The organism is Nonomuraea sp. JJY05, assembly GCF_043496855.1.
Classification (GTDB): Bacteria; Actinomycetota; Actinomycetes; order Streptosporangiales; family Streptosporangiaceae; genus Nonomuraea.
Map to the genome: position 1 here is coordinate 34,134 of NZ_JBIEIS010000033.1, position 25,218 is coordinate 59,351.

The window sequence follows — 25,218 nt, forward strand, 5'->3', positions numbered from 1 at the left end:
TCGGCGTGGCTGCTCCCTGCCCAGGGCCGGGCGCGTTCTTGCGAAGGGGACCGGTCGGGAAGAACGTTTGGGAGCGCTCCCATTCATAAAGGTCACGGAGAACCCCATGTCCATCCCCCGGAACTCATGGCGCAGAGCCGCGGCGGCCGCGGCCGCCGTGCTGCTCGCCGGATTCGGTCTCGCCACCGCGCAGACCGCCGCTGACGCCGCCGTTTCGTGCTCGGCCACCTACTCCAAGGTCTGGGACAACGGCAGCGCCTTCGGCGCCAACATCACGGTCACCAACACCGGTGACCCGCTGACCACGTGGTCGTTGAGCTTCGACTTCCCCGGCAACCAGGTGATCACTCAGATGTGGGAGGGCGTGCCGACCCCGGCCACCCCCACCCCGGCGGGTGCGGCCGTCACCGTCAACCCGACCTCCTACAACGCCGCCAAGGGCACCGGGGCGACGTGGACCGTCGGCTTCAACGGCACGTACACCGGCGGCGTCAACAACCCGCCGCCCAGCGTCTCGTGCGCCGGCAACGGCACCGGAGGCCCGCAGCAGCAGGCTCTGGTGGTCACCCCGACCAGCCTGAACGTGCCCGAGGGCGGGACCGCCGGCTACACGGTCCGCCTGCAGTCCCAGCCGTCCGGCAACGTGACGGTCACCAGCACCGCGGGCACCGGCGACAGCGACATCACCGTGAGCGCCGGCGCCTCCCTGACCTTCACCACGGCCAACTGGAACACCGCGCAGAGCGTGACGCTCCGCGCCGCGCAGGACACCGACAGGATGAACGGCACCCGGCCCATCAGCGTCGCCTCCTCCGGCCTGACCAGCGTCACGGTCAACGCCACCGAGACCGATGACGACGACGGCACCAATCTCCCGGCGCCGGCTCTGCGCGTCTCCGGGAACAAGCTGGTCGCCAGCAACGGCAACACCTACCGGCTGCTGGGCGTCAACCGGGCCAGCGGCGAGTTCGCCTGCGTGCAGGGCAAGGGCATGTGGGACAGCGGCCCGGTGGACAAGGCCTCGATCGACGCGATGAAGGCGTGGAACATCCACGCGGTCCGGATCCCGCTGAACGAGGAGTGCTGGATCGGCACCAACGGCTCGCCCAGCGGCGCCACGTACCAGCAGAACGTCAAGGACTACGTGAACCTGCTCGTGAACAACGGCGTCACGCCGATCGTGGAGATGCACTGGAACTACGGCCAGTACACCGGTCAGGGCGCCGGCTGTTCCGACACCGCGGCGACCTGCCAGAAGCCGATGCCCGACGCCCAGTACGCGCCCACCTTCTGGACCGGCGTGGCGAACGCGTTCAAGGGCAACAACGCGGTCATCTTCGACCTGTTCAACGAGCCCTACCCGGACGCCGCCGCGAACTGGAACGCGACCGCCGGCTGGACCTGCTGGCGCGACGGCGGCACCTGCACCGGCATCGGCTACCAGGTGGCCGGCATGCAGTCGCTGGTCAACGCCGTGCGCGCCACCGGCGCCACCAACGTGATCATGCTCGGCGGCCTGGCCTGGTCGAACGACCTGAGCCAGTGGCTGACCTACAAGCCGACCGACCCGGCCGGAAACCTGATGGCCGCCTGGCACACCTACAACTTCAACACCTGCTCCAACGTCTCCTGCTGGAACAGCCAGGTCGGCGCCGTGGCCGCGCAGGTGCCCGTGCACGCCGGTGAGATCGGGCAGAACTCCTGCGCCCACGACTACATCGACCAGGTGATGGCCTGGGCCGACGCGCACGGCGTCGGATACACGGCCTGGACCTGGAACCCGTGGGGCTGCAGCCAGGGCAACGTCCTCATCACCGACTACAACGGCACCCCCACCAGCACGTACGGCGAGGGCTTCAAGGCACACCTGCTCACCCAGAACCCCTACTCGTAGCACCCCGGCCGGGCCTGCCGCCAGGCGGGCCCGGCCTCCTTCACATGGGGAGTCCCGATGCTTCGCCGATCCCACCTGTACGCCCTCCTCACCGCCGTTCTGCTGGCGGTCACCCTCGGGGCCGCCCTGCCCGCCACGTCGGCGGCGGCGCCTGTGCGCATCATGCCGCTTGGCGACTCCATCACCGCCGGACCCGGCTGCTGGCGCGCCATGCTCTGGCACCGCCTGCAGACGACCGGGTACACCGGCATCGACTTCGTCGGCAGCGACCCCGACGGCGGCTGCAACTACGGCTACACCTACGACGGCGACCACGAGGGCCACGGCGGCTACTCCGCCACCGGCATCGCCGACCAGAACCAGTTGCCGCCGTGGCTGGCCGCGGCCAGGCCCGACATCGTCCTCATGCACCTGGGCACCAACGACATGTGGGGCGGCTTCATCCCGACCAGCAGCGTTCTGGCCGCGTACACGAAGCTGGTCGGTCAGATGCGGGCGAGCAACCCCAACATGAAGATCATCGTGGCGCAGATCATCCCCATGAATCCGTCCGGCTGCCCCACCTGCGCGGCCAGTGTGACGGCGCTCGACAACGCGATCCCGGGCTGGGCCGCCGGTCTCACGACCGCGCAGTCGCCCATCGTCGTCGTGGACCAGTGGACCGGCTTCAACCCGGCCACGGACACCGGCGACGGGGTGCATCCCAACGACGCCGGCTTCCAGAAGATGGCCGACCGCTGGTACCCGGCCCTCGCGCGGGTGCTCGACGGCGTGATCCCGCCGACCACGCCCACCCCCACCCCGACCCCGACCCCGACTCCGACCCCGACCCCGACCGTGACTCCCACGTCCGGTGACGGCCGGTGCACCGCCACCTACCGGGTGATCTCCCAGTGGGGCGGCGCCTTCCAGGCCGAGGTCACGGTGAAGAACACCGCCACGCGCGCGGCCTCCGCCTGGACGACGACCCTCACCTTCGCCGACGGCCAGCAGGCCCGCGAATCGTGGAACGCCGTACTCACGCAGAACGGCGCCACCGTCACGGCACGCAACGCCTCCTACAACGGCAGCCTGCCGGTCGGCGCGTCGACCGCGTACGGCTTCAACGCCACCTGGAACAACGCGACCAACACGCCGCCCCAGGTGAGCTGCGTGCTCAGCTGAGCCCCTCGGCCAGCGAACGGGGGCGCAGGTCGGTCCAGTGCCGCTCGATGTAGTCCAGGCAGGCGGCGCGGCCGCTCTCGGGGAGGACGACGGTCCAGCCGGCGGGGACCTCGGCGAAGGAGGGCCACAGGGAGTGCTGGTTCTCGGCGTTCACCAGGACCAGGAAGCGGCCGTCGGCGTCGTCGAACGGGTTGGTGGTCATGCTTCGTCCCTTCTGGGTTCACCGGGCCACGGCCAGGCGGTAGTTCTCGTCGGTGGTGAGCAGGTTGCGATGGGTGTCCTCCGCGGTGATGACGCCGTCGTCCAGGACCAGGACCCGGTCGGCGGCGTCCAGGAGGGCCGGGCTGCTGGTGATCACGACGGTGGTCCGGCCCCGGCGCAGCTGCGCGAGGTTGCGCGCGATGAGCTGTTCGGTGACCGCGTCGACGGCCGTCGTCGGGTCGTGCAGGACGAGGATGTCGGCGTCGGCGGCGAGGGCGCGGGCCAGGGACAGCCGCTGGCGCTGCCCGCCGGAGAGGTTGGCGCCCCGGTCGCGGACGCCGTAGTCGAGCCCCTCGGGGTGCAGGGCGACGACGTCGATCAGCATGGACGCCTCGACGGCCTCGGGGAGCAGGCGGCCGGTGCCCGCCGGGTCGATGTTCGTGCGCAGGGTGCCCGCGAAGATCTCCCCGTCGTACGGGTTCACCAGCATGCGCTCGCGGACCGCCTCGACCGACAGGTCCTCCATCTCCCGCCCGCTGACCCGCACCACCCCCTCGTACGCGCCGGGCGGGACGTTCACCGCCAGGATCGAGGCGAGATCGGCCGCCGCGCGCGGCCGGTAGGCGGCGATCGCCACGAACTCGCCGGCGGACACGTGGAACTTCAGCTCGCGCAGCGACCCGTACCGGACGCTGTCGACCTCCAGGTCTCCGCCCGCGGACGGGCTTTGCGCCCCCGGCGTCATCACCGCGGGCGCGGCCAGCACCAGCGCCATCCGCTCGGCCGACGCGCGCGCGATCATCACGTACTTCGGCATCTCCGAGAACAGCTTGAGCGGTTCCATGATGAACTGCGCCAGCCCCACGGCCATGACGAGCTGCCCGATGGTGATCCGGCCGTCGAACGCCAGCCACCCCGCCGTCAGGGTCACCGCGGTGGCGAGGACCGCGTTGAGCGTCTGCGCGGCGCCGGCGTACGCGCCGTTCACCTTGGCGACGATGATCGCCTGGCTCCTCGCCTCCGAGCTGACCCTCCGGTAGGACAGGAACGCCGCGTGGGTGCCGCCGAAGCCGTGCAGCGGGCGCAGGCCGGTGATCAGGTCGGCGACCTTCGCGCCCGCCCGGGCCACCCGGGCCTGCTGCTCGCGGGTGCCGGCGCCGATCCGCCTGGACAGCACGCTCAGGATCGACAGGATCGCGACGGTTCCCACGATCACCAGCACGCCGAGCCACACGTTGGCCGTGCCCAGCGCGACCGCCGTGACCAGCACCGCGACCAGCGAGCTGACCAGCAGCGGCACCACCTCGATGATGTCGGCGGTCTGGTCGGCGTCCTCGGTGGCGATGGTCAGGACCTCCCCGGACTTGAGGTCGACGTCCCTGGCCACCGGCTGGAGCCCGCAGGCCGCGACCCGCACCCGCCAGCGGTGCGCCTCGGTCGTGTTCGCCTTCTGCAGGATGCGCATCCCGAACCGCCACGACAGCGACACCGTCGTGATGATCACGGCCAGCGCGGCGATCGACAACGCGAGCGCGCCGAGGCTGCGCTCGCGCATCGTGTGCTCGACGATCAGGCCGAGCGCGATGGGGAAGGCGGTCTCGCCGGCCTGGTACATGCCCATGAGGACGGTGCCCCAGGCCATGGCGCCCGCGTTGCGGCGCAGTGCGGTCCGCAGGATGCCGGACCCCGTACGGTCAGCAGTTGTCATCGAGGTGCCGGGCGATCGCTTCGGGGGTCCGCAGGGCGAACAGGTCACGAATGGTGATCACGGGACCGTACTCGCGGCGGAGCAGCCCGATCAGCCGCACCGCCAGCATGGAGTGCCCGCCGAGGGACATGAAGTCGCTCACCGCGCTCACCTCGTCGTCGTCCAGGTCCAGCGCCTCGGCGAAGAACTCGCACACCACGGTCTCGGTCTCGGTCTCCGGGCCGCGCTCGCCCGCCGTGGTCAGCGCGCCCAGCGGCCTGGCCTCCGGCAGCGCCTTGGCGTCGGCCTTCCCGTTCACGGTCAGCGGGATGGCGTCGACCTGGGCGTAATGCGTCGGGCGCAGGAAGTCCGGCAGCCCGGCGCCCACCTCCGCGGCGACCGTCGCGAGGTCGGAGTCGCCCAGCACGAGGTAGGCGGCCAGCCGGTACGCGCCGTCGACCTGCGGGTCCGGCTGGGCGACCGCGGCGGCGAACCGCACCGCCGGGTGCGCCTCGAACGCGGCCTCGACCTCGCCCGGCTCGACCCGGTGCCCCCGGATCTTGACCTGCTGATCGGTGCGGCCCAGGTACATCAGGTTCCCGTCGGGCCGGCGCACCACGAGGTCGCCGGTGCGGTACATGCGCTCGCCGGGTTCGCCGTACGGGCAGGCGACGAACCGGTGCGCGGTCTGGGCGGGCTGCCCGAGGTAGCCGCGCGCGATGCCGATGCCCGACACGTACAGCTCGCCGGGCACGCCGTCCGGCACGGGCCGCAGCCACGGGTCCAGCACGTACACGCCGGTGTTGTCGATCGCCACGCCCACCACCGGGTCCTGGCACTCGAAGGTGCCGACGCCGAGGGTGTTGATGGTGTACTCGGTGGGGCCGTACAGGTTGTAGCCGACCGTCCCCTCGGTCTCGGCCAGCCGGCGCCACAGCGCCGGGGTGACCGCCTCGCCGCCCAGCAGCACCAGCGCGGGCCGCCGCGCGGGGTCGTCGAGCAGGCCCTCGGCCACCAGTTGCTGCGCGTAGGTGGGGGTGACGTTGATGACGTCGATCCCGTGCTCCAGGCAGTACTCGACCAGCCGGGGCGCGTCGCGCCGCAGCTCCTCGTCGCAGATGTGCACCTCGTGGCCATCGGCGAGCCACAGGAGCTCCTCCCACGACATGTCGAACGCGAACGACACGGTGTGCGCGATCCGGAAGAGCCGGTGCGCGTGCCGCGCCAGCACCGGTTCGAAGATCCGGCGCTGGTGGTTGATCAGCATGTTCGTGAGCCCGGCGTACTCGGTCACCACGCCCTTGGGCTTCCCGGTCGAGCCGGAGGTGTAGATGGTGTACGCCGGGTGCCGCAGGCGGTCCGGGTCGTCCGGCGCGAACGTCGTGAACGGCTCGGCCTCGGGCAGGGGGCGGTCCAGCTCGATCAGGTCGCCGGTCAGCCGGGGGGCGACCGCGCTCACGGTGAGGATCACGTCCGGGCGGGCGTCCGCGACGATCGCGGCGATCCGCTCGTCCGGGTGGTCCAGCTCCAGCGGCACGTACGCGGCCCCGGCGCGCAGCACGGCGAACAGCGCCACGATCGAGTCGAGAGAGCGCGGGATCGCCAGGCCCACGGTCGTCTCGGGCCCGATGCCGCGCCGGGCGAGCACCCCCGCCACCGCGCGGCTGCGGTCCCTGAGCTGGGCGAATGTCATGGTCCGGCCGTGGGCGACGAGCGCGACCCGCTGCGGGCTGCTGTCCGCCGCCCGGTCGAACCGGTCGACCACGGTGTCCGTGCCGACCTGCGTACGTACGGCCGGCTCGGGCTCCGGCCCGAGACCCCGCAGCGCGCCCACCGGCCCGGTCGAGCGGGCCAGCTCCTCGAGCACGCGCACGTAGTCGTCCAGGAGGCGGCGGGCGCGCTCCGCGTCGCCGTCGCGATGCTCCAGCTTGATCGTGAGCCGGTCGCCGGGCGTGACGACCCAGGTGAACGGGTAGTGCGTGGAGTCCTCGGCGCGCACCTCGGTGATGCCGTGCCGGGCGTTCATGGTGGCGAGCGCGTCCAGGTCCAGGAAGTTCTGGAGCACGAACAGGTTGTCGAACAGCGTGTCGTGCCCGCTGGCCCGCTGGATCTCGCCGAGCCCCAGGTGCTCGTGCTCCATCGCCGCGACCCTGGCCGCCTGCACGGCGGACAGGTACTCCCTGACCGTGTCGTCCGGCCGGGCCCGCGTCCACATGGGCACGGTGTTGAGCAGCACCCCGACGATGCCGGACAGGCCCTCGCCCTCCCGGCCGGAGACGGTCACGCCGAACACCGCCTCGCTCCGGCCCGTGTGCGCGCCCAGCAGCAGGCCGAACGCGCCGGTCAGCACCGAGTTCAGCGTGACGCCGTGGGTCCTGGCCGCTTCGCGCAGCAGGTCCGACTGCTCGGCCCGCAGCGTGCGCACGAGGGCGCGCGGCAGCTCGTCCGGCAGCGACGGCGAGGGTCCGGCGAGCAGCGTCGGGCCCGGGAGGCCGGTCAGGTGCTCCGCCCAGAAGCGTTCCGACGGGGCGAGGTCCCTGGCGGCGAGCGCCCGGGCGTAGTCCTCGAAGCTCGGCGTGGCCGGGGCCGGGGCCGGCGGCTGTCCCGCGACGACGGCCTGATAGGCGTCGAACAGGTCCCGTAGCACGATCTCGCGTGACCAGCCGTCCCACAGCAGCAGGTGGTAGCTCAGCAGCAGCCCGTCGCGGTCGCCGGGCAGGCGCACCACGGTCAGCCGGATCAGCGGCGGCTCGCCCGGGTCGAAGCCCGTGTCGCGGTCCCGGGCGCTCAGGGCCTCCACCTCCGCATCCGTCGACAGCTCGACCGTGCGGACGTCGACCCGCCGGCCCGCCGCGAGGACCTGGACGGGGTCACCGCCGGCGTCGGTGGTGAAACCGGCGCCCACGACCGGGTGCCGCGCGATCACGTACGCCATCGCCTCTGCCAGGGCACCGGTGTCCAGCCGCCGGTCGAAGGTGAAGTAGTTCTGGGCGACGTAGTGCCCGGCCGGCCCCGCCAGCTGGGCCTGGAAGAACAGGCCCTTCTGGAGCGGGGTGACCGGTGCCGTCCACTCGGCCGTCGCCGCGGCCTCCGCGATCCGCTCCAGGGCGCACCGCCAGTGCTCGGCGAGCTCGTCGGGGACGCCGTCGGCGAGGGTGAAGGCCGCGCGCAGGCTTCCGGTGGCCGCGTCGATCCACGCGTTGACCTCGACCGCGTACGGGCTGCCCGGGTCGCCGCCGGCGATCTGGAGCGCCTGGGACTCGCTGCCCCGGCCGAGGTAGTTGAACAGCACCTGCGGGCGCGCGTTCAACAGCGGTGCCGTCTGCGGGTTGAGGTACCTGAGCTGGCCGTAGGCGACGTGCCCGCGCTCGTCCGGCTGTCGTGCCGCGACCTCGCGCGCCGCCGCGACGGGGTCGGTGTGCGCGGTGAGCCGTACGGGCGCGATGGAGGTGAACCAGCCGACCGTGCGGGTGTAGTCGTGGTGTTCGAGCACCGGGACCCGGCCGTGCCGCTCCAGCTCGATCGCGAGGTCCGTGGGTGACGGCTGGACATACGTCAGCGCCGTCCGCAGCGCGCCGCACAGCAGCTCGGTGACGCCGACGCCGAGTGTCGCGGGCGCGGTACGCGTCACGAGGGCGCTCGCCTCGGGCGCGACCTCGACCATGATCTCGCGCAGCCCTTCGGCCACGGGCAGCAGCGGGGGCGCTTCGAGCGTGGTGACCCAGTGCCCGAGGTCGTCGATCACCTGGGCGGACCCCGTCGCCAGCGCGTCGGCGTACTCGGCGTAGGACGTGGTCGGCGCGGTCAGGGCCGACCCGCGCATGGCGGCGGCCAGGTCGTCCAGCAGGACCAGCCAGGACACCGAGTCGACGGCGAGGTGGTGCACGGTGACCACCAGCGTCCGGCTCGCCGCCAGCCACGAGAACGCGATCATCTCCCCGGACGCGGGATCGAGCCGTCCGGCGGCCTCGTTCGCGACGGCCGTCGCGTCGGTCGCGTCCGTGCGGGCGACGGTGACCTCGCGGGCGGGTTCGGTGCGCAGCGCCCACACGCCGTGCTCGACGCGCAGCCGCAGCCGGAGCGCCGGGTGCGCGGCCACGACGGCGTTCGCGGCGCGCTCGGCGTCCGCCAACCCGGCCCCCTCGGGCGCAACCAGCGTCCTGGCCTGGGCGAAGCGGGCGAGAGAGCCGCCCAGCTCCCGCTGGCGCAGGATGATCGGCGTCGGCGTCACCGGGCCGTCCTCGGGACCCGCGGACATGGCCTGCGTGGCCTGCGTGGCCTGAGGCGTTCCCCGGTGCCCGGCGAGTGCGCGCGGCGTCCTGAGCAGGAACACCTCCCGTGGAGTGATCGTCAGTCCGAGCGCCCTGGCCCGGTTGACCACGGTGATGACGACGATGCTGTCGCCTCCGGCCCTGAAGAAGTCTGTGTCGCCGTCCACCTCGCAGCCGGGCAGCGCGTCGGCGAAGATGCCGACCAGCGCGGCGAGCGCGGAGTCGCCCGCGGGCACCGGGGTGTCCTGCGGCGCGGCGTGCTCGCGGTCGTCCTGCTCGGCATGCTCGCTCAGGGCCTTGCGGTCCAGCTTGCCGTTGACCGTCAGCGGCAGGGCGTCGACCCGCAGCACCCGGCGCGGCACCATGTGCGCGGGCAGCTTCGCCGACAGCAGGCCGGTGACGTCGCCGGGTACCCGGCCCACGACGTGCGCGACCAGGTGATCACCGCTTCCGGCCACGGTGACGGCCGCGTCGACCACGCCGTCGAGCTCTCTGATCGCGGACTCCACCTCGCCGAGCTCGATGCGGAACCCCTTGAGCTGCACCTGGTCGTCGGCGCGGCCGGCGAACTCCAGCTCGCCGTCGAGCGTGCGGCGGGCGAGGTCGCCCGTGTGGTACATGCGGGAGCCGTCGCCCGCGAACGGGTTGGCCACGAACCGGCTCGCGGTGAGCCCCGGCCTGCCCAGGTAGCCGAGCGACACCTGGTCCCCGGCGACGTAGATGGCGCCCACCCGGCCCGGCGGCACCGGCCGGAGCCGGTCGTCGAGCAGGTAGGTGACCAGGCCGGGGATCGGGCCGCCGATGGGGCTGACGTCGTCGCCGGCGGCGAAGTCCTCGTCGGTCAGCACCCGGTGCGTGACGTGGACGGTGGTCTCGGTGATGCCGTACATGTTGACCAGCTCGGGCGAGCGCGTGCCGTGCCGCTCGACCCAGCCGCGCAGCCGCCCGAGGTCCAGCGCCTCGCCGCCGAAGATGATCCGGCGCAGCGCCGTGACCGGCTCGCCGGCGTGCCGGTCGGCCTCCATGAACTGGTAGAACGCCGACGGGGTCTGGTTGAGCACGGTCACCGCGCGCTCGCGGACCAGCCGGTGGAAGTCGGCCGGGGAGCGGGTCAGCCCGTACTCCGGCACCAGCAGCTCGCCGCCGTGCGCCAGCGCGCCCCACAGCTCCCACACCGCGAAGTCGAAGGAGTAGGAGTGGAACTGCACCCACACGTCGCCGGGGCCGAAGTCCATGCCGGGCCGGGTGTTCGCGAGCAGCGACACCACGCTGGAGTGCGGGACGACGACCCCTTTGGGCTTGCCGGTCGATCCGGAGGTGTAGATCACGTACGCCGGGTCGTGCGGGCTCACCTCGGGCGCGGTGGCGTCCACCGGCAGCTCGTCCCCCTGCACGAGCACGCGGGCCGGCACGCCCGCGCGGGCCGCCAGCTCCGCGAACCGGTCCCGCTGGTCCCGGTCCACGAGCACGACCTGCGGGGCGGCGTCGGCGAGGATGTACTCCAGCCGTTCGTCCGGGTACGCCAGATCCAGCGGCACGTACGCGCCGCCCGCGCTGACGATCGCGACCAGGGCGACGACCTGCTCGACGGAGCGCGGCACGGCGACCGCGACCCGCTTGCCCGGCCCGACCCCGGCCGCGCGCAGTGCCGAGGCCAGCTCGTTCTTCGCCCGCGCCAGCTCGCCGTAGGTCAGCGACCGGGCGCCGCCGTCGAGGCCGCACTGGGTGACGGCGGTGGCGGCCGGGTCGCGCTCCGCGGCGGCGTCGAACAGCTCGCCCAGCGTCGCCGAGGTGGCCCGCGCGGGCTGCCCGGGTCCGTCCGGCCGGGCGCCGTCCGGCACCAGGTCGTCCGGCCGGGTGAGCAGGCCGGTCAGCATCTGGGTGAAGGCACGCAGGATCGCCCGGGCGCGCTTCTCCCGCAGCAGCTCGGTGTCGTAGATCAGGTTGAAGCGCGCCCGGCCGTGGGGCGCGCGCTCCACCACCAGCGTCAACGGGTAGTGCGGGGCGCCCTCGTTCGCGATGCCGGTGATGGCGAACTCGTCGCCGGGCCCGCGCAGCGCGTCCACGTCGGTCGCGACGTCGAACACCACCAGGGTGTCGAACAGGGGGCCGCCGCCGGCCTGGCGGCCGATCCTGGTCAGGGAGACATGCTGGTGCGGCAGCACCGCGCTCTGGTGGTCCCGCACCGAGGCGAGCAGCTCGCGCGCCGTGGTGGCGCCGTCCCATCGCACGCGTACGGGGATCGTGTTGATGAGCAGGCCCACCATGTCCTTGACGCCGGGAAAGTCCGCGTCGCGCCCGGACACCGTGGAGCCGAACACCACGTCCTGGCCGGGCAGGATGCCGCCCAGCGTCACCGCCCACGCGCTGTGCACCGCCACGCTCAGCGGCACGCCCGCCGACCGGGCGGCCGCTTCGACGTCGTCGTCCGGCTCCACGGCGGTCTCGGCGAACCGGCCGGACGGCGTGTGCCCCTCGGCGACCAGCGAGGGGCCGGGCAGGCCGGCGAGCTGATCGCGCCATACCCGGTCGCTCTCGCCGTCGTCGCGCGCGGCCAGCGAGCGCACGTAGTCGGCGAAGCCGCCCTGCGGGTACGCCGTCCACGGCGCGTGATACTCGGCCAGCAGTGCGCGCAGCATCGGCGGCACCGACCAGCCGTCGGCGATGATGTGGTGCACGGTCTGCACCAGGACGTTCCCTCCGGAACCCGTGCGGATGAGGGTGAATCGCATCAGCGGGCCGGCGGCCAGGTCGAACCCGGCGCGGCGATCCCGTTCGGCGTAGTCGCGGATCTCGGCCTCGGTGATGCCGGGGCGCTCCAGCGTGGTGAACGGCGCCGCCACCCCGCTGTCCAGCACCGAGACCACGCGGCCGTCGGCGAGGGCCACGAACCGCGCGGCCAGGTTCGGGAACAGCTCGAACAGCCGGGTGGCCGCCGCCGCGAGCCGGCCGGCGTCCACGTCACCGTCCAGCGTCATGATCTGCTGCTCGACGTAGCTGCCCGCCGAGTCGTCGTCGAAGACCGAGTGGAAGTACAGGCCCTCTTGCAACGGGGTCAGCGGCAGGATGTCCCGCAGCGCCGGGCCGTCCAGGGCGTCGACGTCGGCCTGCGTGAGCGACACCCCGGCGCAGTCGCTGGGGGAGTGGCCGCCCTGGTCGAGCGCGGCCAGCCCGGTCAGGGCCGCCCGGAAGTACGCGCCGATCGTCGCGACGTCCTCCTCCGCGAACAGCCCGTCCGGCCAGGAGATGGTGGTGAGCAGCTCGTACTCGCCGCTCGCGCCGGGCTCGGCGATCGCGTTGAACTCCAGGGCGCGCGGCAGCCGCATCCCCGGGTCGCGCTTCTCGCCCAGCTGCCCCGTCGCGCCCGCGAGCCGCCAGTCCCCGGAGGCGCCCGCGTCGTAACGGCCCAGGTAGTTGAACAGCACCTGCGGGGCGGGCGCGTCGAACCGGGTGCCGGTCAGGTAGCGCAGGGCGCCGTAGGAGACGCCGTTGCTCGGCACCCGGGCGAGGTCCTCCTTGACCATTTTGAGCGCCGCGGACAGGTAGGCGGGGGCGGTGAAGTCCGCCGTCGCGCCGGGGTCCACGGTCACCGGGAACAGCGTGGTGAACCAGCCCACGGTCCGCGACAGGTCCGGCTCGTAGCCGGCGGCGTCCGCCACGAAACGTCCCTCGCGGCCGTGGCCCTCGAGCTCGATGTGCGCGAACGTCTGGTCCTGTCCGAGGTCGCGGCGCCACCGGGCGAGGGCGACGGCGAGCGCGGTCAGCAGCACGTCGTTGACGCCCGCGTGGAACCTCGCCGGGATCTCGCCCAGCAGCGCGGCGGTGACCTCGGGGCCGACCGGGACGACCCGGGTCCTCTCACGCGCGACGGTGTCGGACGCGGACAGCGCACGCCTGCCCAACGGCCCGTCCGCTCCCGGCAGGGGGCGCTGGAAGTAGTCGCGGTCCGCGTCGAACGCCGCGCGCTCCAGCAGCTGCGTCCAGCGCCGGAACGACGTGCCCACCGGCGGCAGCTCGATCGGCGCACCGGACGTGAGCTGCCGCCAGGCCGTGGCCAGGTCCTCCATCAGGATCCGCCAGGAGACGCCGTCGATCACCACATGATGGGCGACCAGGACGAGCTGCCGTGCCGCGCGCCGCCAGACGGCACGGAGCATCACGCCGTTGTCCGGGTCCAGCCCGCCGGTGGCGAGCTCCACGCACTCGTCGAGCGGCCGGTCGCTCTCCTGCCACCCGGCGACCGCCTGGTCCGCCGCCGGGATGTCGAAGCCCCATCGGTCGCCGCGCACCAGCTTGGCGCGCAGCATGTCGTGCCGCCTGACCAGGGCCGCGAGCAGCTCGCCGAGGGCGCCGGCGGACAGGTGGGCGGGGGTGTTCAGCACCACCGACTGCACGAAGCCGTCGATCGCGTCCGTGCGCTCGCCGAGCCACTGCACGATGGGCGCCCCCGCGACAGGGCCGGTCGCGACGTCCCCGCGATCCACCGTGGAGACGTCGTCGCGGGTGGCCGCCGCCGCCAGCGCTCCCACGTTGCGGGCGGCGAAGATCTGCGTCGCCGTGAGGTGGAGGCCCGCGTCGCGCAGCGCGCTCAGCAGCGAGATCGCCAGGATGCTGTCGCCGCCGAGCCGGAAGAAGTTCTGGTCGACACCGACCTCCTCCAGCCGCAACACCGACGCGACCGCCGCGCACACCAGGCGTTCGTTCTCGGTGGCCGGCGCGACGATCGCGCCGGTCTCGACCGCCGGCTCCGGCAAGGCACCCCGGTCCAGCTTGCCGTTGGCGGTGAGCGGGAACTCCTTCATCACGACGACGTGCGCGGGCACCATGTACTCGACCATGTGCTCGGCGGCCCACGCCTTGACCTCGTCCGCCCGCAGGTCGCCGCTCCCGGCCGCCGGGATCACGTACCCCACCAGGTAGGTGCCGCCCGCCGCGTTCTTCTTCGCGACGACGCAGGTGTGGCGCACCTTGGGGTGCTCCGCGAGGCCGATCTCGACGTCCTCGATCTCCAGCCGCATGCCGCGGATCTTGATCTGGTTGTCGGCCCGGCCGAGGAAGTCCAGCGACCCGTCCGGGGCGAACCGCGCGAGGTCGCCGGTCCGGTACAGCCGGGACCCGTCGCCGGCGAAGGGGTTCGCCACGAACCGGGACGCCGTCAGGCCGGGCGCGTTGACGTACCCGCGGCCCAGGAGGAAGCCGCCCACGTACAGCTCGCCGCCGACGCCGACCGGGACCGGGCGCAGCTCCTCGTCCAGCACGTACAGCTCGGTGTTGGGGTTGGCCTTGCCGATCGACGTCGACAGGCGTTCGGCCGCGCCCCGGTAGATGACGTGCGAGACGCCGATCGTCGTCTCGGCCGGGCCGTAGCCGTGGTACATGGGGATGTCGAGCCGGGTGCGGAACCGCTCGTACAGCTCCGGGGTCAGCACCTCGCCGCCGCACCACACGTGCCGCAGGCTGTCCAGCCGCCCGGAGTCGCCCGCGATCTCCAGCAGCACGTCCAGCATGGACGACACGAGGTAGGTGAAGGTGACGCGCTGCTCGGCGATCACGCTCAGCAGGTGGTGCGGGTCGCGTTCGCCGCCGGGCCGAAGGACGACCAGCCGGCCGCCGCACACCAGCGGCAGGAAGATCTCGTTGATGGAGATGTCGAACGACAGCGGCGCCTTGAACAGCGAGGCGTCGTCGTGGCCGAAACCCAGGATCTCGCGGGACTGCCACAGCAGGCGCTCGCTGATCGCCTCGTGGCGGATCATCGCGCCCTTGGGCCGGCCGGTCGAACCGGACGTGAAGATCACGTACGCCAGGGCGGGACCGGGGACGGCGATCTCGGTGTTCTCCGTCGGATACGAGCCGAACCGCCAGTCGTCGAGGTCGACGGCCACGGCCTCCGGTTCGCCCGCGGCGTGCTCGCCGGAGCCGTTGAGCTGCGCCACGACCCCGGCGTCCTCGATGACGACCGCCCGGCGCGCGGCGGGCCACTGCGGGTCGAGCGGCACGAACGCGCCCCCCGCCTGGAGCACGCCCAGCAGGCCGATCACCATCTCGGCGGAGCGGCCCAGCGAGATGCCGACGATCTGCTCGGCGGTGAGCCCGCCGTCGATCAGGTGGTGGGCCAGCTGGTTGGACAGCTCGGCCGCCTCGCGGTAGGTCAGCGACCGGTTCCCGTCGACGATGGCGACGGCGTCCGGCCTGGTCCTGGCCTGCTCGCGGAACATCTCCACGATGGTCGGGCGGACCCGGTCGACGTCGTTGTCGTTCCACTCGGCCAGGGCCGCGAGCCGGGCAGCCACGCTGGACGGGCCGATGGTGCCGATGGGCCGGTCCGGGAAGTCGGCCAGGTCGTCCAGGGCGAGCTGCGCGTCGGCCGGCGCGACGCCCTCGGGGACGGTGATGCTGCGGCCGTCCGCGCCGACCTCCCAGCCGGCGACCCCGTCCCCGCCGTTGTCGGCCCATCCGAGGACGTCGGCGAACAGGGTGCCGGAGGTGAGGTCGAGGCTGTCGGGGCTCTGGCCGCTCGCCCAGTAGGCCAGCCCGATGGCGCACGCCTTGGCGATGGTCCGGTCGGAGTAGTCGCCGGTCCGCCGGCGCACGTCGGCCAGGCGCGCGGGAGAGAGCAGTGCGAGACGAGTGCTCGGTTCCGTCATCGAAGACTCAGCCGTCCCTTTCGAAGGATGAAGGTTCTTGCCACGCGCGCCACAGCCGCGCGTACCTGCCGCCCAGAGCCACCAGTTCCTCGTGGGTGCCCTGCTCCACGACGCGTCCCGCGTCGAGCACGGCGATGCGGTCGGCCGCCGTCGCCTGGGTCAGCCGGTGCGCCACGAACAGCGTGGTGCGGCCCAGGCACGCGGCGGCCACGGCCCGCTCCAGCTCGGCGGCGCCCTGGCTGCCCGCCTCCGCGGTCGACTCGTCCAGCACCACCACCGGCGATCGGCCCAGTACGAGCCGGGCCAGGGCGATCTGGGCGACCTTGGTGCCGTCCAGCCGCTCACCGCCCTCGCCGACCACGGTGTCCAGCCCGTCGGGCAGCGCCGCGACCCACGCGTCGGCGCCGACCCTGCGCAACGCGTCCATCAGCTCGTCGTCGCTCGCCTCCGGCGCGGCCAGCCGCAGGTCGCCGGCGAGCGGACCGGAGAACACGTGCGTCTCCTGCGTCAGGATGCTCACCAGGGCCCGCGCGCCGGCCTCGTCCAGCCCGGCGAGGTCGGTCGAGCCGATGCGCACCGACCCGGCCTGCGGGGTGCCGATGCCCGCGATCAGCGCCGCCAGGGTCGACTTGCCCGCGCCCGTCGCCCCCACCAGCGCCAGCGAGCCGCCCGCCGGGATCGTCAGATCGACCTCCCGCAGGACCGGCCGCCCGGAGCCGGGATAGCTGAAGGTCAGCCCCTCGACCACCACGGGGTACGGCCCGGCGTCCGCCGCCACCCGGCCCACCAGCCGCTCCTCCGTGGCCTCGCCCAGCACCCCGACGAGCCGGGTCAGGCTCGCGCCCGACTTCTGCGCCTCGTCGAAGGTGAACAGGATGGCGCCCAGCGGATTGAACAGCCGGTGGAACAGCAGCGGCGCCACCGACGCCTCGCCCAAGGTGACGGCGCCGGCCTCCAGCAGGACGTAGCCCACCACGAGAATCAGGACCAGCCCGATGAACTCGGCGCGGTTCTCCCTGCCGACGAACCGGCCGAAGAACCGGAACACCTCGACGCCGAGATCGCGCACCCGCCACGACTCGCGGGTGACCTGCTCGCGGAAGGCCTCCTCCAGGCGGTACGCGCGGACGGTGCCGATCCCGTTCAGGCCGCTGATCAGCGCCTGCGCGCGATCGGCCTGCGCCTCCCGCTGCTTCTGGTAGAGCGGCGCGGACCGGGGGAGATACCAGCGCAGGGCCAGCGCGTACGCGGGCAGCGCGCCGGCGCCCGCCAGGCCGAGCCGCCAGTCCAGCCCGAACATGCCGGCCGTGGCGATGACGACCAGCACGCCCGACGAGAACACCGTGGGGACCGCCGTACGGATGCCCTTGGACACCACGGCCACGTCGTCGCCGACCCTGGACAGCACGTCGCCCCGGCCGACCTGCTCGATCCGCGCGCTCGGCATGCCCAGCACCGCCCGGACGGCGCCTTCCCGCAGCCGCGCGAGCAGGTCCGCGCCCAGCCGCCCGATCAGGTACGTCGAGGCCGTGGTGGCCGCCGAGCCGAGCAGCGCGGCGGTCACCATCAGCACCCCGACCGTGACCAGGATCGAGCGCGGCTCGCCCGCGACCACCCCGTCGACCACCCGGCCGAGCAGCAGCAGGGGCAGCACCTGGAGTGCCGCCGCGGCCACCGCGGTGAGCACGGTGGCGCCCGTCAGCCAGGGCACCTCGCGGCAGTACGCCGCGACCCATCGGGTGGCCTCGCGCCCGGTCGCCGTGCGCAGGATGGCCGGGGCGACGCGCGTGTCCGCGGTGCTCACACCCGGTCCCCGGCAGGCCGGGGACAGGACACGTTCACCGGCATCACTAGACCGCCGACTTGACGAGCTCGTCGATCGCGTACGGCAGGGACAGCAGCGTGCCCTGCGACATGGCCGCGCCGATCGCCGGGCCCTCGCTGTCCAGCAGGTACGACACCTTGCCGCCCTTGACCGCGGGCAGGTTGGCGAACAGCTTGAAGTTCTTCAGCGCCGTCTGGTCCGCCTGGTCGGCGATGACGAAGATGTGGTCGACGTCGATCAGGTCGATGCGCTCGGGGGAGAGCACGGTGTAGAAGCTGCCGCCCGCGATCTTGTCGATCTCGGTCGCGCCCTTGAAGCCGATGCCCGACACCAGGCGTCCGCGCACGTCGGTGGTGGTGAACGGCGCGACCGAGTTCTTGTACCAGGACACCGCGACGGCGGTGCGGTCGGCGAACTCCGGGTGCTCCTTGCGGGCGGCGTCGAGCTTGTCCTGGATGCCCTGCACCAGCTCGGCGCCCTCATCGGCCTTGCCGAGCGCCTTGGCGATGTGCAGCGCGTTGTCCTGCCACGGCGCGCTGAACGGCTCCTTCTCGGTCTTGGTGCGGCCCACCGTCGGAGCGATCTTGGAGAGCCGGTCGTAGGCGGCCTGGTCGATCTCGGAGTAGACCGCGATGATCAGGTCGGGCCGCAGGGCGGCGATCTTCTCGTAGTTGGGGCCGGAGTCCCCGTTGTTCATGATGACCTCGGGGCGGGTGTCGCCCCACTTGTCCTTCACCCAGGGCCACTGGGTGTTGATGTCGGGGGTCTTGCCCGGCGGGTTCGGATACTGGTCGACCATGCCGACCGGCTTGATGCCGAAGGCCAGGATGGCCTGGTCGTCGGTGTAGCCGACGGAGACGACCCGCTGGGGAGCCTTGGTGATCTGCGTGGACCCGAACGCGTGCTCCACGGTCACCGGGAACGCGCCGCCGCCGCCCGTGGCGGCCGCGGTGGTGTCACCGCTCGGCTTGTCCGCCGAGCCGGAACCGCATCCCGTGAGGAGGCCCGCGCCTAATGCCGCAGCGGACAACACCGCTGCGACCCGCCGCAAGGTCTTCGTACCTGTTGTTCGCTGGAGGAGCATTCGGAATCCCTTGCTTTCGTGCGATCCACTGGAACCGTAACACGCGGAGATTAGGTTAGCCTAACCTTACTTTCTTAGGTTCGCCCGCACCAGGAGGTAGACGAGGAAAGGGCCCCCGATCGCGGCGGTGACGAGGCCGACCGGGAGGCTGACCGGCAGCGCCGTACGCGCCACCAGGTCCGCGCCGAGCAGCAGCAGCGCGCCCACCAGCCCGGAGACCACCAGCGGCGGCGTCGGACACCGCGACAGGCGCATCGCCGCCTGCGGCGCCACCAGTGCGACGAACGGGACCGGGCCAGCCGCGCTCACCGCCACGCCGGCCAGCAGCACCGCGCACAGCAGCAGGACCGCCCGCACCAGCGAGTACCGCACCCCCAGGCCCGCCGCGACCTCGTCGCCGAAGTGCAGCGGCCTGAGCTGGAACGCGACGCACGACACCACGGCCAGGAGGGCGAGCGCGCACCACAACGCCACCCAGACCTCGCCCCACGACCGGTTGTCCAGCGAGCCGACCAGCCACGCCTGGGCCCGGGCCACGTCCCGGATGTCGGCCGTGACCAGCAGCCAGATCGTGATCGCCTCCATCACGGCGCTCACCGAGATGCCGATGAGGATGAGCCGCAGGCCGTCGATCCCGCGCCGCCACGCCAGGAAGTACACCAGCAGCCCGGTGCCGAGACCGCCCGCGAGCGCCGCCGCGGACAGGCCCACGGAGTTGACGATCGCCGTGGCGGCCCCGCCCGAGACCGTCACCAGGAACACCGCGACCGCGCTCGCGCCCCCGGTGATCCCCAGCACGTCCGGGCTGGCCAGCGGGTTGCGCGCGATCGACTGCGTGATCGCCCCGGACACCCCCAGCGCGACCCCCACGACGAGCCCGGCCAGGGCGCGCGGCATGCGGAGATCCATGATCACGAACTCGTCGACCCGCTCGCCCTGGCCGAAGAGCGTGGCGATCACCTGGGACAGGCCGATGGGGAAGTCCCCGGTGCCGATGGACAGGCAGAACACCAGAAAGGCCGCCGCCGCCAGCAGCAGCGTGACCAGCACCATCCAGGGCCGCCACACGAACGACGCGTGGCCGAACCGCACGCCCGGTGTCACCGGCCGCTTCACCGCTGTCTCGTTCATACCGTCTTGAACTTTCCGCGCCAGACCAGCGTCGCGAAGAACGGGGCGCCGACGATGGCGACGACGACGCCCACCTGCACCTCGCCCGGCCGCGTCACCACACGCCCCACGATGTCGCAGACCAGCAGGACGACGGCGCCGAGCAGACCCGCGCACGGCACCAGCCAGCGATAGTCCGGCCCGGTCAGATACCGGGCCACGTGGGCCACCATGAGCCCGAGGAACGCGATGGGGCCGCACGCCGCCGTCGTCGCGCCCGCCAGCAGGGTGATGGCGACGATGCCGACCGTCCGGCTCCGCGTGATGTTCACGCCCAGCCCGCGCGCGACGTCGTCACCCAGGTTGAGCAGGTTGATGGCGGGCAGCGTGGTGAGCGCCAGCAGCAACCCGGCCACGATGAACGCGACCACCGGCCAGATGACGTCGAATCCGACACCGGCCACGGTGCCCGCGTTCCAGAACCGCAGGGCGTTCAGCGACGCCTGGTCCGACAGCGCGACCGCCGTGGTCATCGCCGCCAGGAACACCGCGACCCCCTGCCCGGCCAGCGCGAGCGTCAGCGGGCTGCCCGCCCCCCGGCCGATGCTCGCCAGCCCGAACACGACGGCGCCGGCGGCCGCCGCCCCCAGGAAGGCGAACCAGACGTACTGGTACGGATTGGCGAGCCCGAACAGGAGGATCACCGACACCACGGCGAACGAGGCGCCGGAGTTCACCCCCAGCAGGCCCGTGTCGGCGATCGGGTTGCGCGTGTACCCCTGGATCAACGCCCCGCTGACCCCCAGCGCGACGCCCGCCACGATCGCAAGCACGGTCCTGGGCACCCGTACGGTCTGCACGATGAGCGCGATCTCGGTGAGCCGCTGGTCGGAGCCCGGCTCCGGGAACAACCCCCGCCACACCTCCGCGAGGCTCAGCCCGCGCGCTCCGACGGCCAGCGACACCGCCCCCGCGACCAGGAGAACCACCGCGAGCGCGCCCAGGCCCACTACCCGCCGCCGGTGGACCCCTCTGGCCTCGGACGTGGGACGTTTCTCCAGAGTCGTACTCATCGACCTACAATCCACGGGGCCTGTCTCGATCATGAAACTTAGGTAAGCATATCCTTAGTTTCTGGCTGACGACAGGGACGGGGTACGACCGCGCATGGAGAACACCTTCGCCGAGTTCGGGCTCCCCGGTGAGCCGGGTTCCGACGAGTTCTGGGCGGCGGCACGGGCACCCGCGTCGGTGCCCGCCGGAGACGGCTGGGCGACCCTGTTCCTGTGGCGCGGGTCGCCGGCGAGCGTCGGCTTCGAGAGCTGGTCGGAGCCGGTGCCCCTGCGCCGGTGGGGCGACACGGACTGCTGGTACGCCGAGGTGGCCATGCCCGCGCGGCTGCGGGTGACGTACCAGTTCGTCACGGACGACGCGGCGTACGCCGACCCGCTGAACCCGGCCGGCGCGGGCGGTGACCGCTCCATCGCCGCGACCCCGGACGCCCCCGCCCAGCCCCACTGGCCGGCCGTCGGCGCCGAAGACGTCCTGCCCCTCCCGAGCACCCGTTTCCGCTGGAGCAGTGAACGGCTCGGCGGGCGGCGCACCGTGCGGGTCCACCCGGCGGGCGGCGGCGGGCCGGTGGTCCTGCTGCTCGACGGGGACGACTGGCTGTACCTGCACCCGGCCATGACCGCGTTCGACTCGGCCGTCGCCCAGGGCGAGATGCCCGCGGTCACGCTCGTCTTCCTGCCCGCGCGGGTCAGGGAGGTCGAGTTCGCGTGCAGGCCGGAGCTGTGGGAGGCGGTCCGGGACGAACTACTGCCGCTGGTCGCCGGGAGCGGCGTACCCGCCGACCCGGACCGGCTGGTGGCCGCCGGGCAGAGTCTCGGCGGGCTGAGCGCGATGTACGCGGCCCTGGAGTTCCCGGAGCTGGTGTCCGGCGTCGCCTGCCAGTCGGGGTCGTTCTGGTGGACGCCCGGCGCCGCCGACCTGGCCGACCCCATGGGCGGACCGGTCGGCGGCGCCATCGCCGCGCGCCTGCGGGAGCGCCCCAACCTGTCCGGTCTGCGGGTCGCGTTCGACGTGGGGGAGCACGAGACGCGGATGCTGCCGCACTGCGAGCTGGTCGAGACCCTGGCCGAACAGGCCGGCGCGACCGTGCGGGTCTCGCGCTCGGCCTCGGGCCACGATCGGGCGGGCTGGCGGCACGCCCTGCTCAGGGATGTCGCCTGGGTGCTGCGATGACGGCCGGCCCGGCCGGCCGCCACCCCGGCAGACGTCAGCTCGAGAACGCGTAGGTGGTGCGCAGCCGCCCGGCCACCGCGTCGACGATCTCCCCGGCCCGCACGGCGGTGTTCGACAGCAGCGTCGAGGTCAGGCCGTGGGTGTGCTCGGTGGCTCCCTGCACGTAGATGCCGCAGCGCAGGTGCGGGGAGGTGGCGATCCGGTAGTCGCGCTCGATGCGCAGGTCGCCCGAGGGCAGCCGCTCGCAGTGCTCGCCGACGGCGCCCAGCAGGGTCAGCGGGTCGCCGGGCCGGTAGCCGGTGGCGTAGACGAGCGCGTCGGCGTCCAGGACGGCCCGTTCCCCGGTGGGCAGGAACTCGACGGTGGCGCGCACGCCGTCGGCGTCCCGGGCGACCTCGACGAGCCGGGAGGCGTTCAGGATGCGCAGCCGCTGCCTGCCCTGCACCTTCTCCTGGTAGTGCCTGCGGTACAGCTCGTCGATCAGGTCGAGGTCGACGACCGAGTAGTTGGTGGAGGCGTGGTAGGCGCGCAGTTTGTCCTTGACCGCCTCGGGCGCGGCGAAGTAGTGGTCGACCGCGACGGAGTCGAAGATGCGGTTGGCGAAGGAGCTGTCGTCGGCGGGGGTGTAGCCGTACTTGGAGAACACCGCGCACACCTCGGCGTCCGGGAAACGGCCGTGCAGGTGGTCGGTCACCTCGGCGGCGCTCTGGCCGGCGCCGACCACCACCAGCCGGCGCGGGTCGGTCAGCGAGGGGAGCCTGTCCAGGAGCTCCTCGCTGTGCCAGACGCGTTCGTCGCCGACCATCCCGTCGGGCAGCACCGGGACCAGGCCGACGGCGACGACCAGGTTGCGGGCGCGGCGGGTGCTGAGCTCCCCGTCGCCCTGGCGGACCACCACGTCGAGGTACTCCACCGCGCCGTCGACGGTGACGGGAGTGACCGCGACGACCTCCGAACCGTACTCCACCTGGTCGGCGAAGGGCGCCGCGGCCCACTCCAGGTAGTCGTGGAACTCCATGCGCGAGGGGAACATCGTCTTGTGGTTGATGAAGTCCAGCATCCGGCCGCGTGCCTGCAGGTAGGACAGGAAGCCGAACTCGCTGGTGGGGTTGCGCATGGTGACCAGGTCCTTGAGGAAGGAGACCTGCATCGTGGTGCCTTCGAGGAGCATGCCGCGGTGCCATCCGAACGAGAGTTGCTTCTCCAGGAACACCGCGTCGATTCGCTCGCCGGTGCGGGCCTGCCGCTCGCGCAGCGCGATGGCCAGGGCGAGGTTGGAAGGTCCGAAACCGATGCCGACGAGGTCGTGGACGGGCTGCTCGGCAGTGGGCATGAAAGGCCTTTCGAGAGAGCGGTCCAGAGGGGGAGCCATGGGTGGAATCAGCAACCAACTTAGGTTAGGCTCGCCTAATTAGGCGAGCCTAACCTTTCTTCCCCTCACCTCACAAGGAGAGCGCCGATGCGGGTCGTGATGTTCGGTTACCAGACCTGGGGGCATCGCACCCTACAAGCCCTGCTGGACTCCGGGCATGACGTGGTGCTGGCGGTCACTCACCCACAGAGCGACCACGCCTACGAGAAGATCTGGAGCGACTCGGTGGCCGAGCTGGCCGAGGCCCACGGCGTGCCGGTCGTGCTTCGCAACCGGCCCGACGACGAGCTCCTGCTCGCCCTCAAGGAAGTCGAGCCCGACCTCATCGTCGCCAACAACTGGCGCACCTGGATACCGCCGGAGATCCTCACCCTGCCCCGGCACGGCATCCTCAACGTGCACGACTCGCTGCTTCCGGCCTACGCCGGCTTCTCCCCGCTCGTCTGGGCGCTCATCAACGGCGAGAAGGAGGTCGGCGTCACCGCCCACATGATGAACGCCGAACTGGACGCCGGGGACATCGTCGTGCAGCGCGCCGTCCCGGTCGGCCCGGCCGACACCGCCACCGACCTGTTCCACCGCACGGTCGACCTCATCGGCCCGATCGTCGCCGAGGCCCTGGACCTCATCGCCTCCGGCCGTACCGACTGGACGCCCCAGGACCGCACCAAGGCCAGCTTCTTCCACAAGCGTTCGATCGAGGACAGCAACATCGACTGGAACTGGCCGGCCGAGGACATCGAACGGCTGGTACGCGCCCAGTCCGACCCCTACCCCAACGCTTTCACCCACTACAAGGGCGAGCGCCTCCGCATCCTGAAGGCCTCGGTCTCCAAGGGTGTCTACGGCGGCACCCCGGGCCGGGTGTTCATCCGCGAGGGCGACGGCATCGTCATCGTCGCCGGCGCGGAGGCCCGCCGGGGCCGCAGTCACGGCCTGGTGATCGAACGGGTGCGCACCGAGGACGGCACCGACCTGCCGGCCGGCGAGGTGTTCAGGACGATGGGCGGCTACCTGTCCCGCCACCCGTGAGCGATCATCGGTAGGCGGAGGCCTGGAGGCCGTACAGGTGGGCGTACCGGCCTGACAGCTCGATGAGCTCGGCGTGCGTGCCGCACTCGGCGATGCGGCCGCCGTCGAGCACGACGATCAGGTCGGCCATCCTGATGTGGCGAACCGGTGGGAGACCAGCAGGGTGATCCCGCCGGTGGCGTGCTGCCACTCCTGGGCCACCTCCGCGTAGCGCTGGTAGACCTCGTACTCGCTGGCCGCGTCCAGCGCGGCCGTCGGCTCGTCGAGCACGGCGAGCAGCGGCGTCGAGCGCATGAACGCCCGTGACAGGGCCACCTTCTGCCACTGACCGCCGGAGAGCTCGACGCCGTCGCCGAGCGCCTTGCCGAGCCGGGTCTCCTCGCCCTCCGGCAGGCGGGCGAGGACCCGGGCGGCGCCGCCCTTCTCGGCGGCCTGCGCGATGTCCGCCCTGCCCGACCGTGCCCGTGGCGACGCCCTGCGCCAGGCGGCCCACCAGCTCGCCGGTCACCAGGGCCACCGCGGTCGGCTCCACCAGGAGGAACAGTTCGAGGAGGGTGAGGGCCGCCAGCCACGGCCGGCCAGCAGGAGGAAGCCCAGGAACCGGCGTTTGGGTGATGCAGCCACAGACCGCACACCATCGATCTTCCGGCCGGGTGGATCATCGATCGGCGCTGGTCGACCGGGGTC

At 72.5% G+C, this 25,218-nt stretch carries 14 protein-coding genes; 4 read left to right on the forward strand and 10 right to left on the reverse strand.

Annotated features, from left to right (window positions below; genetic code table 11):
* The first annotated feature begins 106 nt into the window (after nucleotides 1–106).
* Together ACFKCF_RS40615 and ACFKCF_RS40620 are read left to right on the forward strand one after the other, a co-directional pair.
* A complete protein-coding gene (locus tag ACFKCF_RS40615; RefSeq protein WP_394500661.1) occupies nucleotides 107–1,894 on the forward strand; it encodes a cellulase family glycosylhydrolase in 1,788 nt (595 codons plus the stop codon).
* A 57-nt stretch (nucleotides 1,895–1,951) separates the two neighbouring features.
* Nucleotides 1,952–3,058 carry a cellulose binding domain-containing protein gene (locus tag ACFKCF_RS40620; protein WP_394500662.1) on the forward strand — a complete coding sequence of 369 codons (1,107 nt, stop codon included), beginning with the start codon at nucleotides 1,952–1,954 and terminating at the stop codon, nucleotides 3,056–3,058.
* On the opposite strand, the gene ACFKCF_RS40625 is transcribed toward ACFKCF_RS40620, so the two are convergent.
* From ACFKCF_RS40625 to ACFKCF_RS40655, 7 genes are all read right to left on the reverse strand, one after another.
* A complete protein-coding gene (locus tag ACFKCF_RS40625) occupies nucleotides 3,051–3,260 on the reverse strand; it encodes an MbtH family protein (protein ID WP_394500663.1) in 210 nt (69 codons plus the stop codon). The two genes, ACFKCF_RS40620 and ACFKCF_RS40625, sit on opposite strands and share 8 nt — an antisense overlap.
* Nucleotides 3,261–3,278: 18 nt before the next feature.
* Nucleotides 3,279–4,967 (reverse strand): ABC transporter transmembrane domain-containing protein, encoded by a 1,689-nt coding sequence (locus ACFKCF_RS40630; RefSeq protein WP_394500664.1) that lies wholly within the window; start codon nucleotides 4,965–4,967, stop codon nucleotides 3,279–3,281.
* Complete coding sequence (locus ACFKCF_RS40635) at nucleotides 4,954–15,864, reverse strand: amino acid adenylation domain-containing protein (RefSeq protein ID WP_394500665.1); 10,911 nt, start codon at nucleotides 15,862–15,864, stop codon at nucleotides 4,954–4,956. Before ACFKCF_RS40635 ends, ACFKCF_RS40630 begins: the two co-directional genes overlap by 14 nt.
* 7 nt (nucleotides 15,865–15,871) lie before the next feature.
* Nucleotides 15,872–17,668 carry an ABC transporter ATP-binding protein gene (locus tag ACFKCF_RS40640; RefSeq protein ID WP_394500666.1) on the reverse strand — a complete coding sequence of 599 codons (1,797 nt, stop codon included), beginning with the start codon at nucleotides 17,666–17,668 and terminating at the stop codon, nucleotides 15,872–15,874.
* Nucleotides 17,669–17,714: 46 nt separating this feature from the next.
* Nucleotides 17,715–18,773 carry an iron-siderophore ABC transporter substrate-binding protein gene (locus tag ACFKCF_RS40645; RefSeq protein ID WP_394500667.1) on the reverse strand — a complete coding sequence of 353 codons (1,059 nt, stop codon included), beginning with the start codon at nucleotides 18,771–18,773 and terminating at the stop codon, nucleotides 17,715–17,717.
* A 66-nt stretch (nucleotides 18,774–18,839) separates the two neighbouring features.
* On the reverse strand, nucleotides 18,840–19,904 hold the full coding sequence (locus ACFKCF_RS40650) for a FecCD family ABC transporter permease (RefSeq protein WP_394500668.1): 1,065 nt from the start codon (nucleotides 19,902–19,904) through the stop codon (nucleotides 18,840–18,842).
* Nucleotides 19,901–20,956, reverse strand: coding sequence for a FecCD family ABC transporter permease (locus ACFKCF_RS40655; RefSeq protein WP_394500669.1), 1,056 nt, complete (start codon nucleotides 20,954–20,956; stop codon nucleotides 19,901–19,903). Before ACFKCF_RS40655 ends, ACFKCF_RS40650 begins: the two co-directional genes overlap by 4 nt.
* 94 nt (nucleotides 20,957–21,050) lie before the next feature.
* Between ACFKCF_RS40655 and ACFKCF_RS40660 the strand changes: the two genes are divergently transcribed.
* Entirely contained in the window at nucleotides 21,051–22,127 is a 1,077-nt protein-coding gene (locus ACFKCF_RS40660) for an alpha/beta hydrolase-fold protein (protein ID WP_394500670.1), read from the forward strand.
* A 34-nt stretch (nucleotides 22,128–22,161) separates the two neighbouring features.
* Here the strand turns inward: ACFKCF_RS40660 and ACFKCF_RS40665 are convergent, their stop codons facing one another.
* Nucleotides 22,162–23,460 (reverse strand): lysine N(6)-hydroxylase/L-ornithine N(5)-oxygenase family protein, encoded by a 1,299-nt coding sequence (locus ACFKCF_RS40665; protein ID WP_394500671.1) that lies wholly within the window; start codon nucleotides 23,458–23,460, stop codon nucleotides 22,162–22,164.
* Nucleotides 23,461–23,586: 126 nt separating this feature from the next.
* On the opposite strand from ACFKCF_RS40665, the gene ACFKCF_RS40670 reads away from it, so the two are divergent.
* Entirely contained in the window at nucleotides 23,587–24,531 is a 945-nt protein-coding gene (locus ACFKCF_RS40670) for a methionyl-tRNA formyltransferase (protein WP_394500672.1), read from the forward strand.
* A gap of 4 nt (nucleotides 24,532–24,535) precedes the next feature.
* Here ACFKCF_RS40670 and ACFKCF_RS40675 read toward each other — a convergent pair whose 3' ends face one another.
* Both ACFKCF_RS40675 and ACFKCF_RS40680 read right to left on the reverse strand, forming a co-directional pair.
* Complete coding sequence (locus ACFKCF_RS40675; RefSeq protein WP_394500673.1) at nucleotides 24,536–24,661, reverse strand: hypothetical protein; 126 nt, start codon at nucleotides 24,659–24,661, stop codon at nucleotides 24,536–24,538.
* The gene (locus ACFKCF_RS40680; RefSeq protein ID WP_394500759.1) at nucleotides 24,649–24,972 is read right to left on the reverse strand and encodes an ATP-binding cassette domain-containing protein; all 324 of its coding nucleotides are present in this window, start codon (nucleotides 24,970–24,972) and stop codon (nucleotides 24,649–24,651) included. Before ACFKCF_RS40680 ends, ACFKCF_RS40675 begins: the two co-directional genes overlap by 13 nt.
* Nucleotides 24,973–25,218: the final 246 nt, after the last annotated feature.